The sequence below is a fragment of the Streptomyces sp. NPDC030814 genome (assembly GCF_055572155.1).
The window spans coordinates 102,815-120,129 of sequence record NZ_JBVIDX010000005.1 but is presented as its reverse complement, the minus strand read 5'-3'; the positions used below and the strand labels follow the sequence as shown (position 1 = coordinate 120,129).

Below are 17,315 nucleotides of genomic sequence, written 5' to 3'. Positions count from 1 at the left end.
TTCCTCGGTTCTGTGTTGCCCGGAGGTTACGCTCCGGCGGACCTGTTAGTGAAGAGGGATTCAAGAAACACTTTCCGGTTCCGTCGTCCGGCCGGGACCGGTGCCCGCCCCGGCGCCCTCCGCGGAGCGAGCCCGGACCCGGTCCCCGGCGGCCCGGTCGCGGGCGGCGTGGAACGCCTCCATGCGGTCCTGGGCCTCCCGTCCGTCCGCGAGGGCGGCGATCTGCCGCGCCTCCTTGGCGAGTTGGCGGCCCAGTTCCTCCTCGGTGCCTGAGCGCAGCAGGCGCTTCGCGGCGCGCAGCGCGTCACCCGCGCCGGCGGCGAGCCCGGCCGCGGTGGCGTACGCCGCCGAGTCCAGCTCCTCGTCGTCGACGGACCGGGAAACCAGCCCCCACCGTTCGGCGTCGTCCCCGGTCAGGACCCGGTTCGTGAGGATCAGGTCCGTCGCCCGTCGGGGGCCCACGAGGTGCGGCAGGAACCAGGTGGCCCCGCAGTCCGGGGTGAGCCCGACATCCGTGTACGCCAGCCGGAACCGTGCGGACCGGGCCGCGAGGACGATGTCGCCCGCGAGGGCGAGGCCGACCCCGCCGCCCGCGGCGGCGCCGCGTACGGCCGTCACCACCGGTACGGCGAGCTCGTGCAGCGTCCGTATCGCCGTGTGGGCGGCCGTCGCCACGGCGTGCACATAGGCGCCCGTCCCCTCGCCGAGCCCCGTGAAGGCGCGCAGGTCGCCGCCCACGCAGAAGGTGCCGCCCGCGGCCCGCAGCAGGACCGCGCCGCCGGGGTCCGCGGCCACCCGGGCCGTGGCGTCCCGCAGTGCCTCGGCCGTCTCCAGATCCAGGGCGTTGGCCCGCCCGGGCGCGTCCAGTCGCAGCTCGACGACTCCGTCGCCGTGGCGGACCACCCGGACCGGCCCGGTGCTCACGGGATGGCTCATGACGTGTCTCCTGTCGTCTTCCCGTCGCCGGGGCCTACGGGCAAGATACTGAAGACGCTATACAGTTTCTAGGACGCGGCGGGACCCGATGCCCGTACGCCCGTCGGCGGGAGGTCCCGTGCCCATCCAGTTCGATGTCGATCCGACTGTCGCCCAACTCGCGGCGGCCACATCCGCGTTCGTACGCGACGTGGTGATCCCGGCGGAGCGCGCCTGCGGCGGGTCCGTGCACGACGGGCCCGAGGATCTGCGGCAGACCCTGCAGAAGGCCGCCCGTGAGGCGGGTGTCTTCGCTCCCCATGTGCCGGCGCGGTGGGGCGGGCACGGGCTCGACCTGCGCGGACAGGCGGCGGTCTTCGAGGCCGCCGGCTACTCGCTGCTCGGCCCCCTGGCACTGAACTGCGCGGCCCCGGACGAGGGCAACACGCATCTGCTGGAGAAGGCGGCCACCGAGGAGCAGAAGCAGCGCTATCTGCGCCCGCTCGCCGCCGGCGAGGTGCGGTCCTGCTTCGCCATGACCGAACCGGCACCGGGCGCGGGCGCCGATCCCCGCGCCCTGCGGACCGTCGCGACCCGCGTTCCCGGCGGATGGCGCATCGACGGGCACAAGTGGTTCATCAGCGGCGCCCGCGGCGCCGCCTTCGCCATCGTCATGGCCCGTACCTCGGGCGATCCCGGCGATCCGGGCGGGGCCACCATGTTCCTGGTGGACGCCGGCACCCCCGGCATGAACATCGTCCGGGACATCGAGACACTGGACGAAGCCCTCTTCGCCGGGCACAGCGAGATCGTCCTCGACGGGTGCGTCGTGGGGGACGACCAGGTGCTCGGCGCCGTCGGGCAGGGCTTCGCCGGTGCCCAGGTGCGGCTCGGCCCCGCCCGTCTGACGCACTGCATGCGCTGGCTGGGAGCCGCGCGGCGCGCCCAGGACGTCGCACTGGAGCGGGCGGGCAGCCGCCTCGCCTTCGGTGCCGTTCTCGGTGACCTCGGCATGGTGCAGCAGATGCTGGCCGACTCCGAGATCGACATCGAGGCGAGTCGCGCCCTGATCCTGCGTACGGCCTGGGAGCTGGACACCGGCTCGGCGTCCGCCGCGCAACTCACCTCGGTGTCCAAGACGTTCGTGGCGGAGGCCGTGCACCGGGTGGTCGACCGGGCCATGCAGATCTGCGGCGCGCTCGGCATCTCGGCCGCCGACGCCCCACTGGCCCGCCTGCTCAGGGAGGTGCGCCCCTTCCGTATCTACGACGGCCCGTCGGAGACCCACCGTTTTGCCATCGCCCGCCGGGCCGTGCGCCCCTACCGCCGTCAGGCCGCGACCGGCTCCGAGGACTGACCCGAACACCGCGGGGTCGGAACTCGCGGGCGTGATTTTGAACCCTTCATCGCGGCCGTACGTATGGGACGGCGGCCGGATCCGGAGCCGCCGACGGCCTCCGTGCGATCCGGCATCGCAAGGAAGGGCCGGCCTGCCGGAGGGCTCGCCGTACCGTTTCGGCCATTCACACGCTCGCATATGCCAGGAGACTGGCCGAATTGGCATGGTGACAGAGCGTCAGGAGTGGCGATACTCGAGTAGCAGGCGATTGAGTCATGAACAAAGCGGGTGTCCGTGCGCATCCAGGACGTCACCGTGCGTGACATCGTGTCGCCTGATGTGCGCTACCAGTAAGAGCTCCGAACAAAAGGGGAGTCCGATCAGCTTGCGGCGTGTGGTGCGTGCGATCGCAAGGCGCCGGAAGCTCCTCGTAGCGGAGCTACCAGGGGCTTTCGGCAACGCGGCGAGCGTGCGTGCCAGACGCCGCGAGCCGGGCTCCCCTTTTGTTCGGAGCTCTAAGTCAGCGAGGCGAAAACGGGTCCGTACGGCGAGCGGGGCCGGGCGGCGGTCGGTGGCGGTGCGATCGGGGGAGCTGAACGTGCACGACGAATTCCTGTGCCATGTCACCGCGTACGGGATGTGTGGCGGACAGCGCGTCGGAGTGCCTCTGGGGACCTACCGTGCCCCCACCCTGGCGCTCGCGCTCTGGTGGATGCGCGACCGCGCGTTATGGATAGCCGAACGCCTCGACCCGCGACCCGAGAACCCGAACTTCCCGCCCAACTCCGTGGTCCCCGTCGCCGACACCGTCCCGGACGTGCCCAGCATGCTGCGTGCCTGGTCCGCCGACGATGTCCAGCAGGAGCTCGTGGCCGAGGAGTTGGCCGCCGGCAACCTGGTCCGCATCGCCACCAACGACGACACCACCGAGTACGAGCTGCTCGCCGAGTCCGTCGACGCCGTCCGTATGCAGCGGATCGCCCAGCGGATCGCCGCCCCCGCCGCCTGACCCCGCACCCGCGTCGCCCCGGCCTGGGGCCTGTCGGTCGGCTCCGCCGTCGATCTATCAGGCGCACACAGGGACGAATCGGTAGAATTTCGGGCATGGCAGAGCGGTCGATCGCACCGACAGCGCCCGCACTCGTGCTTCAGACCGAGTCGGGCTCCACGGTGTTGACCCCGAGCCACGAGTACCACGTCGGTCGCGACCCGCTCAGCGAGATCGTGCTGGACGACGACCGGGTCTCGTGGCACCACGCGGTGCTCAGGGCGTACGCCGACCACTGGACCATCGAGGACGAGAACAGCACCAACGGCACCTATGCCGACGGGCACCGCGTCCGCGAGTGGGACGTGGGTCCCGGCACCGTCATCCGCTTCGGCAGCGTCGAGGACGGCCCACGGGCCGTTCTCACCGGTCTGGCACCCGCCCGACCCTCGGGCGTCTTCCAGCCCGCCTCCACCGGCACCTTCCGGCAGCCGACCAGCGTCCGCCCACTGCCGGAGCGGACCGTCCGCATCGGCCGCGCCGCCGACAACGACCTCGTCATCGACGACCTCGTGGTCTCCCGCCGGCATGCCGAACTGCGGGCCCGCCCGGACGGCACCTACGAGATCGTCGACCTCGGCAGCCACAACGGCACCTTCCTCAACGGCAGCCCCGTCGACAGCGCGCCGGTCACTCCCGGTGACATCGTCGGTATCGGCCACTCCGCGTTCTGCCTGGTCGGGGACGAGCTGCAGGAGTACGTCGACACCGGTGAGGTCTCCCTCGACGTGCAGGAGCTGAGTGTCGTCGTCGACCGCGGCCGCAAGACGCTGCTCGACAAGGTGGCCTTTCCGGTCGGCGAGAAATGCCTCCTCGCCGTCGTCGGCCCCAGCGGCGCCGGAAAGTCCACCCTCCTCAACGCCCTCACCGGACAGCGCCCGGCCGACAGCGGCACGGTCCTGTACGACGGCCGCGACCTCTACCGCGACTACGCGGAGCTGCGCCAGCGCATCGGCCTCGTCCCGCAGGACGACATCCTGCACGCCCAGCTGACCGTCCGCAGGGCCCTCGCCTACGCCGCCGAACTGCGCTTCCCTCAGGACACCGCGAAGGCCGAGCGTCAGGCGCGCGTCGATGAGGTGATCCGCGAGCTGGGCCTCGAACAGCGCGCCGACCAGCCGATCCACAGCCTCTCCGGCGGCCAGCGCAAACGGGTGAGTGTCGCCCTGGAACTGCTGACGAAGCCCTCCCTGCTCTTCCTCGACGAACCGACCTCCGGCCTCGACCCCGGCATGGACCGCTCCGTGATGCACATGCTGCGCGGCCTCGCCGACGACGGCCGCACGGTCATCGTCGTCACCCACAGCGTCCTCAGCCTCGACGTCTGCGACCGCCTCCTCGTCCTCGCGCCCGGCGGCAAGGTCGCCTACTACGGGCCGCCGGAGGACACCCTCGCCTTCTTCGGCTTCGCACAGTGGCCGGAGGCCTTCGAGGCGTTCGAACGGGACCGGGACCGGGACTGGGCGGAGCAGTACCGAGAATCCCCCTTCCACCGCCAGTACGTCACCGCGTCCATGAGCCGGCCGTATCTGCCCGAGGCGGCGCCCGTCGACGTGGCGCCGCCGCCCAAGCCGCAGAGCTGGGGCGCGCAGCTCGGCACACTGGTCCGCCGGTACACGGCCGCGCTCAGCGCCGACCGCACCTTCCTCGCCATCATGATCGCGCTGCCGTTCGTCATGGGCGCCATGGCGCGAGCCCTCGCGGGCAGTGAACTCGACCGTGAGACCGCCATGAACGCACTGCTCATCCTGTGCGTCGGCGGCGTGCTGACCGGAGCGGCCAACGCCGTCCGGGAACTGGTCAAGGAACGCGTCATCTACCAGCGGGAACGCGCCGTCGGCCTGTCCAGATCCGCGTATCTGATGTCCAAGGTCGTCGTCCTCGGCACCATCACCGTTCTCCAGGCCGTCGTCCTCACCCTGGTCGCCCTCCTCGGCGTCGACCTCAACGCGCCCGGCGGCGAAGGCGTCCTGCTGCCGCCGCTCGTCGAGATCACCCTTGCCGTGGCCCTGCTCGCCTTCACCGCGATGATGCTCGGCCTGGTCGTCTCCGCGCTCGTCCGCAAGGAAGAGGTCACCATGCCGCTGCTGGTGCTCCTTGCGATCATCCAGGTGGTGTTCTGCGGCGCGCTGCTGGACGTGAAGGGCACGATCGTCCTCGAACAGCTGGCCTGGCTGGTGCCCTCACGGTGGGCGTTCGCCGCCATGGCCGGCACGATCGACCTCGAACGGATCGTCCCCGACAAGTCCGACCCGCTGTTCGAGCACTCCGCCGGCGTGTGGCTGCTCGACCTGGGGATGCTCGTGGTGCTGTCCCTGGTGTGCGGTTACCTCGTCGCTCGTCTGCTGCGCCGCCGCGAACCCGCGGTGATGCGGAAGTAGCCGCGATGACCACCCCCGGTTTCCTCCCCACGCACGTCGTCCCGCCGGGCGGGCTTCCCGCCTGGGAGGCCCCCGACCCCGCACGCCCCACCGTGCCCCTCGACGCGCTGCTCCCGGTCCAACTCCTCGACCGGCTCGGCGACTGGGGGCAGGTCCTGTGCGCCAACGGCTGGTCCGCCTGGGTCGACGGCCGCCTCCTGGTCGCCGTGCCCCAGGCCCCGCCGGCGGCCGGCACCGGACCCGCCCGCACGGCCGACCCGCGTCCCCTGCTCGCCCGGGCGGAGGAGGCCCTCGCCCGCTACCGCACCCATGCGGAGGCCCTCGCGGCGGGACACCTCGACGGGGGGTCCTTCCGCGACCGGATGAAGGGACTGCGGATCGGTGTCGTCGTCGACGGCGAGTCGCTGTGGCTGTTCGACGCGGCGCACGAGCGGTGGGTGTACTGCGACGGCACACGGCTGAGTACGTTCGCCGTCGCCGGGGAACCCCAGGAGGACCCGGCCCCGCCGGCCGCGGCCCCGGCACCGCCGATCGTCGCTCCGGCTCCGGCTCCGGAACCGGCACCCGCGCCCACCCCCGCCCCAGCCGCGGAATCGGCACCCGCCGCCGCGGAAGCGGAACCGACGAGGCTCCCGGAACCGACCCGTGTCGTGCAGGACCCGGGGCCGTCACCGGCGCCACCGGCTCCGGCGTGGCCGGAACCGACGGTGACCGCGGACATGGAACCCCGGTCGACGGAACCCGGTCCGGGTGACCCCGGGCCGACGCAGCATGGGCCGTCGGGCCCCGAGCCGGAAGAACCGGGGCGGACGGACACCGTGCGCCGGGCGCGGGAGGGGACGGGGACTCGTCCCCGTCGACAGGACCCGAGCGACCACGAACCCACCCGGCTCGTACGGCCGGTGACGCCCGATGAGTGAGACGCGACCGTACGCGGGGCGGCCGTCCGACCTCGTCGGTCAGCAGATCGCCGGTTACCGCATCGAACGCGAGATCGGCCGCGGTGGCATGGCCGTCGTCTACCGGGCCAGGGACCTGCGGCTGGATCGGACCGTCGCGCTGAAGCTCCTCGCCCCCGAGCTGGCACGCAACGACACCTTCCGCCGCCGTTTCACCCATGAGTCACGTGTGGCCGCCGCGATCGACCATCCGCACATCGTGCCCGTCTTCGAGGCGGGCGAGACCGAGGGCGTCCTCTACATCGCCATGCGGTACGTCGCCGGCCGGGACCTGCGCCATCTCCTGGACCGGGAGGGCCCGCTGTCACTGATGACCGCCACCAGGATCACCGGCCAGGTGGCCTCCGCGCTGGACGCCGCGCACGACCACGGCCTGGTCCACCGGGACGTCAAGCCCGGCAACATCCTGGTCGCGCAGGGCACGGACAGCGACCATCCCGAGCACGTCTACCTCACCGACTTCGGCCTCACCAAGAAGTCGCTCTCACTGACCGGGTTCACGACCGTCGGCCAGTTCGTGGGGACACTCGACTACGTGGCCCCGGAGCAGATCTCCGGCAAGCCGGTCGACGGCCGCTGCGACGTCTACAGCCTCGCGTGCGTCGTCCACGAGACCCTGTCGGGGCGCCCGCCCTTCCAGCGCGACGACGACATGGCGCTGCTCTGGGCTCACCAGTACGACCAGCCGCCGCCCCTGACCGAGCGGCGGCCCGACCTGCCGTCGTCCGTCGACGAGGTGCTCGCCAAGGCCCTCGCCAAGAGCCCCGACGACCGCTACGACTCGTGCCTGTCCTTCGTGGCCGCGCTCAGGGTCGCCGGTACGCGGCACGGTACGGCGACCGGGCACCCCCCGACCCGTGCCGCGGGGACGTCCACGAGCAGCACGCCCGAACCGCCACCGGAGCCGCCCGCCTGGGCGAAACCGGTCTTCATCCAGCCCTGAGGTCGAGCCGCTCGACCCGGGCCACGTTCTCGCGGTCCTCGGTGTCCTGGCTGGCCTCGGCGGCGAACCAGGCGTCGAGGATCTCCTTCAGCAGCGGGGCGGAGGTCAGCCGCAGACCGATCGCCAGGACATTGGCGTCGTTCCAGCGGCGGGCGCCGTCCGCCGTGTACGCGTCCGTGCACAGGGCGGCCCGCACGCCCGGCACCTTGTTCGCGGCGATCGAGGCGCCGGTCCCGGTCCAGCAGCACACGACGGCCTGGTCCGCCGCACCCGAGGCGACCTCGCGGGCCGCCGCCTCCGAGCACGCCGCCCACTGGGGGTCGTCCCCCGGGCGCAGCGCCCCGTGCGTCAGCACGTCGTGGCCGCGGCCCCGCAACTCCTCGACGAGGAGGCGGGCCACGGGTTCGTCCATGTCCGAGGAGACGGATATCCGCATGTCCCGGAGACTACCCGCGTGCCCGCGTGCCCGCGCCTCTCCGGAACACGCCAAGGGCTGTCCGTGATCCGCGGTGGATCAGCGCACGGTGCCGGATGCGGGCGTCGCAAGGCGGAGGGGTGTCCGCACACTCGATGTATACGGGCGTTCCGACAACGCGGCGAGGAGCCGCATCCGGCGTCGTGCGCCCGCCGGGGATCACGGGACAGCCCCGGCCCCGGGTGGCGGCCGCGACGACCACGGCCTCCGGGGCTCAGTACGCGTCGTCCCCTTCGACGAACGTCCGCAGCACCTCGATGCCCCCGATCCTCGACACGTCCACCCGGCGCGGATCGTCGCCCAGCACCACCAGGTCCGCCCGCTTGCCGGCGGTGAGACTGCCCGCGTCCGCCTCCCAGCGGCAGGCGCGGGCGGCCTCGGTGGTGTCCGCGCGCAGCGCCCCCTCCACGGTGATCGCCTCGCCCGCGCCGATGAGGCGGCCCGACTCCGAGGCCCGCTCGACCATGAACCAACGGACCTCTCCCGCATCCGCGACGTCGAGACGACCGAGGACGACGCACGGGTGACCGCCGAGTGCCTGCCGACGGGGGAGCGCGCGATCCTCGGTGCCGACCTCCTCGTCTACGCCACCGGCTGCCAGCCGCAGGGCATCGCCGACAACCTGGGCGAGATCGGCGAACTCTGCCTCCGCGACGACGAGGACGCCCTGGAGGCCGGCCGCGACCACCGCGTGGCAACCGCCCCCGACGTCACCGCCGACACCTGCCTCCAGGGCCGCACCGAACACACCCACGGCCTCACCTCCACCCTCCTGTCCACCACCGCGGTACGCGCCGGAGAGATCCGCGCGTCCCTCCTGGCCGCCGCTCCCTCGGCCCGGCGAAGCAGGACACGGGCCCCGGGGTCCAGGCCTGACTCCCGAAGGCGGCGCAGCCCTACCGCTCGCCCGACGCCGTACCCGCCGAAGCAAACCGGTCATTCGCCTGGCGAGTTGCCGCTCTCACCGGCCGGAGGCGGATGATCGGCCTCCGCGACGCGTTAACATCACGGCATGATCACGGCCTGGTTGCCCCGACGTAAGCGTCGGGCCCGCGTCTCCGCGGGCCCGCTGCCGCGTCTGCTCGGCCTCGCCGTGGTGCTGTTCGCCGTCGTGCTCCTGCACGGCGCGACCCCCGAAAGCGCCGGGGGACACCTGGTGACCAGCGCGGGCGCGCCGGTCACCACGCCGCCCGACCACCGGCTCGCCGCCCCCGGGGAGCACCTGGTCGTCGCGATGGCCGACACGCCCGGCGGCCCTCACGACGGCCGGGGTGACCACCGTACGAGTCACTCGGCCGAGCAGTGCGCGTCCGTACAGCCGAACCAGGGCCCCGCCCTCACCCAGCCCCGCTGTGCGGCGTCGATCAGCGAAGCGGCGGCTCCCGCCGGCACGCCGACCGCACGGCACTCCGGTGCGGCGCGGCTGCCCGACCAGTCGTCCGTCACCCTGAGATCACTGGTGGTCCAGCAGGTCTAGGCCGCGGGCTCCCTCCAGCCGGACCGGCTCATCCCTCCCCCCACGAACCACCATCCACCGTCCGTCCCCCGGGTCCGGCGTGCCTTGAGCAGAGGTCACGCCACGCCGAGGCGACGGGCGCCCGGAGGACCCCCAGTGCCCCCACGCACCCGCATGCCCTCGTACGTCCGCCGGACACGGGCCGACGCGCCCTGGCCGAGACTGCGCGCCGCCCTTGTACGCGGCTGCCTGCTGATCACGATCGTGCTGTGCGCCTTCGTGCACGGGCCGGTCGACGAGACCCATCGGACGGCGACACCGGCCTCCACCGTCCTGACGGCGGTGCAGCCCTTCCCCGGCCACGAGACACCGCACGGGCCCCACGACCACCACACGGCCGAGGAGTGCGTGCCCGCCGGCGTCCTGCGCGCCCCAGCCGCCCAGTCGTGCGACCAGCCGCCCGCAACCGGCACGGCACCCCCGCTCACCGGCGCCGCCGCCATCGCCGTGGGCCTGCCACGGCGGGTACCCGGTCGCCCGCACCGCCGCCGGCGCGCCCGTACCGGCCGGACGGCCCTCGTCCGCACCTCCCGGTGGCGCATCTAGACCTCTCGCCCGCAGCCGGCTCCGCACCGGCTGCCGCGCCAGGACCCACGCCCGGCGGACCGGCCGACCGGCCGGAACCGTCCGCCGGCCCGTGGCCCTCGGCGCGAGACGACCCGCCATCCGTCTCATCGTCCAGCGAGAGCGAAAGACATGCAGTCGATCACCCAGACGACCACCGGCACGACCGCCACCCCCCTCACCGGCGGCCCCGCGAACAACTCCGCACCCGGCGTCCCCGCCGACCCCCGCACCGGCATCCCGGCCAACCCCCGCACACCGTCCGGCGGTTCGGCGCTCCCCGCGCTCGTCGGCAACACGCCCCTCCTGCGCGTCTCCGAACCGCTGACCCCGGCCGGGCACGGCTTCTGGGCGAAGCTGGAGGGCTTCAACCCCGGCGGCATCAAGGACCGGCCCGGCCTCTACATGGTCGAACGGGCCCGCGCCCGAGGTGAGTTGCTCCCCGGTGCACGGATCATCGAATCCACCAGCGGCACTCTCGGTCTTGGGCTGGCGCTCGCCGGCATGGTCCACGGCCACCCCGTCACCCTGGTCACGGACCCAGGTCTCGAACCGTCCATGACCCGCCTGCTCGGCGTCTACGGCGCCGATGTCGACATCGTCACCGACCCCCACCCCACCGGCGGCTGGCAGCAGGCCAGGCGCGACCGGGTCACCGAACTGCTCCGGCGCCACCCCGGGTCCTGGTGTCCCGACCAGTACAACAACCCGGACAACACCACCGCGTACACCCCGCTCGCCCTCGAACTCGCCACCGAGCTGGGGCACATCGACGTCCTCGTGTGCAGTGTCGGCACCGGCGGGCACTCCGCGGGCATCAGCCGGGTGCTGCGCCAGCTGTACCCGGACATCCGGATCGTCGGCGTCGACACCATCGGCTCGACCATCTTCGGCCAGCCCGCCCGCCCGCGGCTGATGCGCGGACTCGGCTCCAGCATCTACCCCCGCAACGTCGCCTACGCCACCTTCGACGAGGTCCACTGGGTCGCCCCGCACGAGGCCGTGCACATCTGCCGCCGCCTCGCCGCCTCGCACTACGCGACCGGCGGCTGGAGCGTCGGCGCCGTCGCGCTGGTCGCCGGCTGGGTGGCGCGCACCGAGGCCGCCGACACCCGGATCGCGGCTGTCTTCCCCGACGGGCCGCAGCGCTACCTCGGCACCGTGTACGACGACGAGTACTGCGCCCGGCACGGCCTTCTCGACGGGCCGCCGCCGCTGGAACCCGACGTCATCAGCCGCGCGGACGAGAAGGAGGTCGACCGCTGGACCCGCTGCACCGACGTCGTCGACCCCCTCACCCTGCCCTCCGCGATGCGCGAGGAGGCCGCCGAATGAAGGGCACCCTCACCCAGGTGCGCTCCTACGACCGTGCCGTCCAGTTGTTGATGGTCAATCAGTTCACCATCAACCTCGGCTTCTACATGCTGATGCCCTACCTGGCCGCCCATCTCTCCGGCACGCTCGGTCTCGCCGGCTGGATCGTCGGACTCGTGCTGGGCGTACGGAACTTCAGCCAGCAGGGCATGTTCGTGGTCGGCGGCACCCTCGCCGACCGGCTCGGCTACAAGCCGCTGATCGTCGCCGGATGCGTCCTGCGCACCGTCGGCTTCGCCGCGCTGGGCTTCGTGGACTCGCTGCCCGCCCTGCTGGCCGCCTCGGCGGCGACGGGCCTCGCCGGCGCGCTCTTCAACCCCGCCGTCCGGGCCTACCTGGCGGCGCAGGCCGGGGAGCGCAGGGTCGAGGCGTTCGCCCTGTTCAACGTCTTCTACCAGGCCGGAATACTGCTCGGCCCGCTGGTGGGCATGGTCCTCACCGGTGTCGACTTCCGCGTCACCTGTCTGACGGCCGCCGGTGTCTTCGCCGTGCTGTCCGTCGTGCAGATCCGGGCCCTGCCGGCCCGCGGCCGGGAGGACGGCGGGCAGCAGCCCGGCGACCACCGGGAGAGCGTGCTCACCCAATGGCGCGGCATCCTGGCCAACCGGGCGTTCCTGCTGTTCTCCGGGGCCATGGTCGGTTCCTACGTCCTCACCTTCCAGGTGTATCTGTCCCTGCCCCTGGAGGTACGGCGCCTCGGTGGGGACGGCGAGTTCGGCACGGCCGCGGTGGCGGTGCTCTTCGCGGTCTCCGGGCTCAGCACGATCCTCGGCCAGACCCGGGTCACCGCATGGTGCAAGGCCCGCTACGAGCCCGGCCAGGCACTGGTCCGCGGACTGGTCGTCATGGGCGTCGCCTTCGTCCCCCTGCTGCTGACCGCCGCGCTGCCGATACCGGGGCCCGGCCTCGGACGGTGGCTGGCGGCGGCCGTCCCGCCCGCGCTGGCCGCGCTGCTCCTGGCCGTCGGCACGATGATCGCGTACCCCTTCGAGATGGACACCATCGTCCGCCTCTCCGGGGACCGGCTCGTCGCCACGCACTACGGGCTGTACAACACGGTCTGCGGGATCGGCATCACGGTCGGCAATCTCCTCACCGGTGCCGCCCTGGACGCCGCCCGCGAGGCGGGTCTGCCCGCGCTGCCGTGGATCTCGCTGTGCGCGCTCGGCCTCGCCTGCGCGGCCGCCGTGTACGGCCTGCACCGCACGGGCTGCCTGACCGCACCGGCACCGTCCCGGCCGGTGACGGTCTGACCGGCACTCACGCCTGACACCGGGGCGGGCGCCACCCGGCGCCCGCCCTTCCGCACGGGTGCTGTCCACTCCCGCCGGCCTCACCCCGAGGCGTCGACCTCTCCCCGTCGCCGGACCCCCTTCGCCAGCAACCCGCCCGTGAAGCCGGTGGCCAGCCCCCACAGCGCGGCGAACCCCAGCGCGGACCACGACCGGGGCCGCACATACACTTCCCCGCCCAGATCGCCGCCCAGGTCGCCGATCCCGATCACCGACAGACCGTAATGGGCGGAGATCCTGGCGACGAGACAGATCATCAGGACGGTGAGGACGAGGGCGACCGCCATGTGCAGCGCGTGCTGCCACAGCCGCACGCGGGCCGGGGAGCGGGCCGCCATCACGAACGCGGCGCCCAGCAGCAGCACGGCGTTGACCACCACCAGCCACCACACCCTGTCGTCGTACTCGGTGAGGGACCCCAGGTTCAGCTCGGAGACATCGGGGCCGCGCAGCACCTGGTCGAGCACTTTCGGCATCGGCAGCCCGAACGGCCCCTCGACCTGACCGTTCCAGGTGGCGCCCAGCCCGATCGTGAACGTCAGCCACACGATGTTCGGCAGCCCCAGCAGGATGACCGCGGCCGTCTCGGCGGCGTGCCCCCGTGTCACGGCGACGACGATGCCGATGACCAGTCCGAGGGCCACATACGCCAGCAGCAGCATCACCATGGCGTACGCCGCCGGACGAACCGACTCCTGGAACCGCACCAGCCGCGGTGGCAGCGGCGCCGCACGCGAGACCAGCAACGCCAGGACGAGGACCCCGGCCAGCCACAGCAGCCCGAAGAAGACGGTGGCCGCGACGTCCGTCTCGAAGCCCACGTCGGCCGAGGTGTCGAGGAAGTCCCCCACGTCACCGAGAGGGATCTCGAACGTCTGCCGCGCGCCGAGCGAGACACCGATCAGCACCGCCAGCCACAGCACGGCGATCCGTGCCGCCCAGCCACCGAGTTCGGCCGCCCCCGCGACCGCACGGTGCCGCAACGGCCGCAGGAACCCGGCGGCGATCACCAGCGCACCGGCCAGGGTCACCGACAGCGGGATCACGGTGAGTCCGGCCTGGGTCTCGGCGATGGCCCCGGCACCGCCGGAGAGCTCGATCGTGCCGCCGACCGCCGTCACGACGGTGGCCGCGACCACCCGGGGGAACGCGTTGCCCGGCAGGTCCGTCGCACCCGCCGCCCAGAGACCGAGCGCGGCCACCACGGCCATCACGACCAGCCCGGCGAGGACCGTACCGAGGGCCTGGAGCCAGCCGTGCCGGGCGACCGCCCGTTCGGGCGCCGTCCGCGGAGAACGCAGGGTCTGAGGACTCACCCTTGCCACGCTAAGCACGGCTCGGGCACTCCGCGCGCCGGACGGACGGTGACGACTCGGCTTGCGAGCGGAGCGGGACCAGAGCACACAATGGCCCTGTTGTGGACAAAAGCGGCACCGAATGCAGGAAAAGCTGCGGAATCCTACGGCGGGAGAAGACCCGTGAGCGCCGAACAACCGTCCTCCGGCCGCCCGACCGGACCCCCCTCCGGGCCGCTGTCCGGGCCGTCACAACCGGGCCAGCCCTCCGCCGGTCCGGCGCGGCCGAGCGGCCAGGTGCCCCCGGAGCCGCCCCGCGACGCCTCGGGCCCCGGAGGGACCGGAGGCGGCACCGGAGGTCCGGGCGGGGGCGCCGGCGGCTCCGGGCCGGAGCCCGGCCGGCCAGGGCACCCCTGGTGGCGGTCCGCCCCCCGTGTCGCCCTCATCGCCACCGCCGTCGTCGTCGCCGTGGTCCTGGCCGTCGTCCTCACCCGCACCGGCGGGTCCGGCGGCAACGGCGACGGAGAGGTCTTCCTGCAGGCCGCCGGGAAATCGGGCCCCGACCCGTTCACCAAGTCGACGGCGGCCGACAGCTCCGTCCCGCAGACCCCCTCTGCCTCACCGGCCACCTCGGAGCCCACCAACGTGACACGCGCCGTGGACGGCTCGAGCCCCGGCCTCTACGGCGGCACTCGCAACACCGCCAGCTGCGACGTCGAGAAGCAGATCAAGTACCTCCAGGCGGTTCCCGCCAAGAACCAGGCGTTCGCGTCCGTCCTCGGCGTCCAGGCGTCCGGCGTGCCCGGCTATCTGCGCTCGCTCACCCCGGTGCAGCTGCGCATGGACACGCGCGTCACCAACCACGGCTACCGTGACGGCGCCGCCACCGCCTACCAGGCCGTCCTCCAGGCCGGCACCGCCGTGCTCGTCGACGACCGGGGCGTGCCCCGGGTGCGCTGCGCCTGCGGCAACCCGCTGCAACCACCCGTCGCGCTGAAGACCACGCCCGAGCCCAAGGGCGACGCCTGGCCGTCGTACCGGCCGCAGAACGTCGTGGTCATCGAGCGCTCGACCGTGATCATCAACGTGTTCATCCTGTACGACCCCGACAACGACGACTGGTTCAGCCGCCAGTCCGGCGACACCGGCCACAAGGACAAGAAGTCCAACCCGCCCGTCGACCAGCCGTCCCCGTCGGTGTCGACCTCGTTCTCCGAGACGCCGCCCACCAAGTCGCCCGAACCGTGCCCGTCCACCGGCGCCAAGGCGGACGAGACCACCAGCCCGTGTCCGTCGTCGTCCTCGGCCGGCCCGTCCTCATCGGCCCCGTCGCAACCGGAGAGCTCGACCTCCTCGCCCCCGCAGCCCCAGCCGCAGTCCCCCGAGACGGACGACACCCCACCGGACGGCGGCACGACGAGCGAGTCCGCCCCCCTCTTCAGCTCGCCCGAGTCGAACGGCACCTGACCCGGCCGGGCCGGGCCCGCCCGCGCGGGAGGCCCGCCGGAGGGCGCGGACCCTCGTGCTCACTCGTCGATCGCGGCCCCGAACTGCGCGTCCACGTGCGGCGCCCCGAGAGAAGCGGCGTTGTACGTCCACGACCCGGACGCCGTGACGCCGCCCGTACCTGCGGAGAACACCCAGATGTGACCGTCGCCGGTGTTCTCACCGGGCGCGGCGGCCAGCAGCCCGAAGCGACCGTCGCGGTTCGCGTCGGTCAGCCGGACCTGGGCGCCCCACTTGTCGCCCTTCTCCGCGACGCCCGGCACGTCCGGTGAGTTCTGATCCCAGGACTTCGCTCCGGACGAGGTCAGCCCGGACGCCGAGCCGCGCAGCACCCACACGGCGCCCGCGTCCTGGACGGTGCCGATGTCCTCGCCCGCGGCGCCGATCGCCACGTCCGCGTAGCCGTCCCCGTCGGTGTCCGCCACCGACAGGTCCGAGCCCCAGCCGTCGCCGGGCTCCGCCACACCCGGCACACCGGGGGAGTCCTGCACCCACCAGTCCGGCTCCTGCGCCGGCCCGTCGGGACCGCCGAGCCGCACCCCGACCAGGCCGCCGGTCATCGTCTCGCCGTACGCGTCGTCCGGCGAGTTCGGTTCGCCGGTGACCAGGTCGTCGAAGCCGTCCTTGTTGAGGTCGCCGGAGGCGGCGACCGGACCACCGCGCAGGTCCCGCTCGTACTTCAGCCCGTCGGCGTTGCCCGACAGATAGGTGGACCAGCCGTGCCCCGGCTCGTCACCGACGCTCAGGCCCGACACGACGAGGTCGGCGAAGCCGTTCTTGTCGTAATCGCCGGTGGTCAGGGACTTGGGCTGGATGCGGCGGGGTTCCACCTGCGCGCCGAGCCGCTGTGTGGACTGCCGGCGCAGCGACCCCGCCTCCGCGTCGTCGTACGCGAAGAGCTCCAAGTCGTATCCGTCCAGAACGGCGAGGAGGTCGCCGTCGGTCTCGGCCGTGAACCGCGCGGCGGCCAGCCCCAGCCCGAACCGCTCACCCGCGGTGGGCTCCTCGGTCTCCAGCCAGCTGCTCGCGGCGCCGCTGAGCCCGGCCTTCGACCCCCACAGGACGGCCACACCGCCCGCGTCCTTCAGAGTGCCGAGGTCCTCGCCGGGGATGCCGACGATCGCGTCGTCGAACCCGTCACCGTCGAGGTCACCGGTCGCGACCGCCCGGCCGAAGCCGTCGCCCGCCTCGGCGGCGCCCGCCACCCCCGGCGTCGACTGGCTGAACACGGCCGCACCGCTCGTGCCGATGCCCTTGGCCGAGCCGTACTGCACGGTCACCAGCCCGCCCCCGCTCTTGCCGCTGACGGTGGCACCCGGCGCGCCGACGAGCACGTCCTCGTACCCGTCACCGTTGAAGTCGCTGTTGCGGTCGCTGGCCTGCGTACTGCCCGGCACCCCGGCGTACGCAGAGGGGGCCGCGGCGATCGCGGCACCCGAGACGAGAAGGAATGTCGCGGCCGCGAGAGCGGCCGAACGGTTCATGCGCATGTACGGCTCCCGAGAGAAGAAACGGCCGGGCAGCGCGGGGGTGTCCGGAAAGGGCCCGTTCCTCGTCCGGCGTCCTGTTCGACCCCTCTTGAGGTGCGAGGGTTGTACGACGGCGACGACCCGTGCGGGACCGGGGACCGGGGGCGCCGGGACCTCCGCCGGGCCGAGGCCCTGATTTCCCTGAGGGCTGAACTCCGCGCCCTTCCCGCCCCGTTCAG

14 protein-coding genes and 2 pseudogenes are annotated in these 17,315 nt (G+C 72.9%); 11 read left to right on the top strand and 5 right to left on the bottom strand.

Annotation, left to right across the window (positions count from 1 at the left end; translation table 11 throughout):
* Positions 1-60: 60 nt before the first annotated feature.
* Positions 61-936, bottom strand: a complete 876-nt coding sequence (locus tag ACZ43N_RS13080) for an enoyl-CoA hydratase/isomerase family protein (RefSeq protein ID WP_468097224.1) — start codon at positions 934-936, stop codon at positions 61-63.
* Positions 937-1,054: 118 nt separating this feature from the next.
* Here ACZ43N_RS13080 and ACZ43N_RS13075 point away from each other — a divergent pair, with 118 nt between their 5' ends.
* From ACZ43N_RS13075 to ACZ43N_RS13055, 5 genes are all read left to right on the top strand, one after another.
* On the top strand, positions 1,055-2,272 hold the full coding sequence (locus tag ACZ43N_RS13075; RefSeq protein WP_468097222.1) for an acyl-CoA dehydrogenase family protein: 1,218 nt from the start codon (positions 1,055-1,057) through the stop codon (positions 2,270-2,272).
* A gap of 580 nt (positions 2,273-2,852) precedes the next feature.
* Complete coding sequence (locus ACZ43N_RS13070) at positions 2,853-3,263, top strand: hypothetical protein (RefSeq protein WP_468097221.1); 411 nt, start codon at positions 2,853-2,855, stop codon at positions 3,261-3,263.
* A 95-nt stretch (positions 3,264-3,358) separates the two neighbouring features.
* A complete protein-coding gene (locus ACZ43N_RS13065) occupies positions 3,359-5,683 on the top strand; it encodes an ABC transporter ATP-binding protein/permease (protein WP_468097220.1) in 2,325 nt (774 codons plus the stop codon).
* 5 nt (positions 5,684-5,688) lie between these two features.
* Positions 5,689-6,603 (top strand): hypothetical protein, encoded by a 915-nt coding sequence (locus ACZ43N_RS13060; protein ID WP_468097219.1) that lies wholly within the window; start codon positions 5,689-5,691, stop codon positions 6,601-6,603.
* On the top strand, positions 6,596-7,585 hold the full coding sequence (locus tag ACZ43N_RS13055) for a serine/threonine-protein kinase (RefSeq protein ID WP_468097218.1): 990 nt from the start codon (positions 6,596-6,598) through the stop codon (positions 7,583-7,585). The genes ACZ43N_RS13060 and ACZ43N_RS13055 overlap by 8 nt, the downstream gene beginning before the upstream one ends.
* Here the strand turns inward: ACZ43N_RS13055 and ACZ43N_RS13050 are convergent.
* A complete protein-coding gene (locus ACZ43N_RS13050) occupies positions 7,572-8,021 on the bottom strand; it encodes an RpiB/LacA/LacB family sugar-phosphate isomerase (RefSeq protein ID WP_468097217.1) in 450 nt (149 codons plus the stop codon). The two genes, ACZ43N_RS13055 and ACZ43N_RS13050, sit on opposite strands and share 14 nt — an antisense overlap.
* A 253-nt stretch (positions 8,022-8,274) precedes the next feature.
* Positions 8,275-8,532 (bottom strand): annotated as a pseudogene (locus tag ACZ43N_RS13045) (amidohydrolase family protein); the annotation flags it as partial.
* 6 nt (positions 8,533-8,538) lie between these two features.
* Between ACZ43N_RS13045 and ACZ43N_RS13040 the strand changes: the two are divergent.
* The 5 genes and pseudogenes from ACZ43N_RS13040 to ACZ43N_RS13020 all read left to right on the top strand — a co-directional run.
* Positions 8,539-8,883 (top strand): annotated as a pseudogene (locus tag ACZ43N_RS13040) (L-lysine 6-monooxygenase); the annotation flags it as partial.
* Positions 8,884-9,072: 189 nt separating this feature from the next.
* Positions 9,073-9,537: a hypothetical protein gene (locus ACZ43N_RS13035; protein ID WP_468097215.1), complete on the top strand. Its 465-nt coding sequence runs from the start codon at positions 9,073-9,075 to the stop codon at positions 9,535-9,537.
* Between the two features lie 135 nt (positions 9,538-9,672).
* On the top strand, positions 9,673-10,122 hold the full coding sequence (locus tag ACZ43N_RS13030) for a hypothetical protein (RefSeq protein ID WP_468097214.1): 450 nt from the start codon (positions 9,673-9,675) through the stop codon (positions 10,120-10,122).
* Positions 10,123-10,272: 150 nt separating this feature from the next.
* Entirely contained in the window at positions 10,273-11,475 is a 1,203-nt protein-coding gene (locus ACZ43N_RS13025) for a PLP-dependent cysteine synthase family protein (RefSeq protein WP_468097213.1), read from the top strand.
* Entirely contained in the window at positions 11,472-12,767 is a 1,296-nt protein-coding gene (locus ACZ43N_RS13020; protein WP_468097211.1) for an MFS transporter, read from the top strand. The genes ACZ43N_RS13025 and ACZ43N_RS13020 overlap by 4 nt, the downstream gene beginning before the upstream one ends.
* 80 nt (positions 12,768-12,847) lie before the next feature.
* On the opposite strand, the gene ACZ43N_RS13015 is transcribed toward ACZ43N_RS13020, so the two are convergent.
* Complete coding sequence (locus ACZ43N_RS13015; protein ID WP_468097209.1) at positions 12,848-14,122, bottom strand: streptophobe family protein; 1,275 nt, start codon at positions 14,120-14,122, stop codon at positions 12,848-12,850.
* Between the two features lie 162 nt (positions 14,123-14,284).
* On the opposite strand from ACZ43N_RS13015, the gene ACZ43N_RS13010 reads away from it, so the two are divergent.
* Entirely contained in the window at positions 14,285-15,568 is a 1,284-nt protein-coding gene (locus ACZ43N_RS13010) for a DUF6777 domain-containing protein (protein WP_468097208.1), read from the top strand.
* Between the two features lie 59 nt (positions 15,569-15,627).
* Here ACZ43N_RS13010 and ACZ43N_RS13005 read toward each other — a convergent pair whose 3' ends face one another.
* Positions 15,628-17,097, bottom strand: coding sequence for an esterase (locus ACZ43N_RS13005; protein ID WP_468097207.1), 1,470 nt, complete (start codon positions 17,095-17,097; stop codon positions 15,628-15,630).
* Positions 17,098-17,315 lie beyond the last annotated feature (218 nt).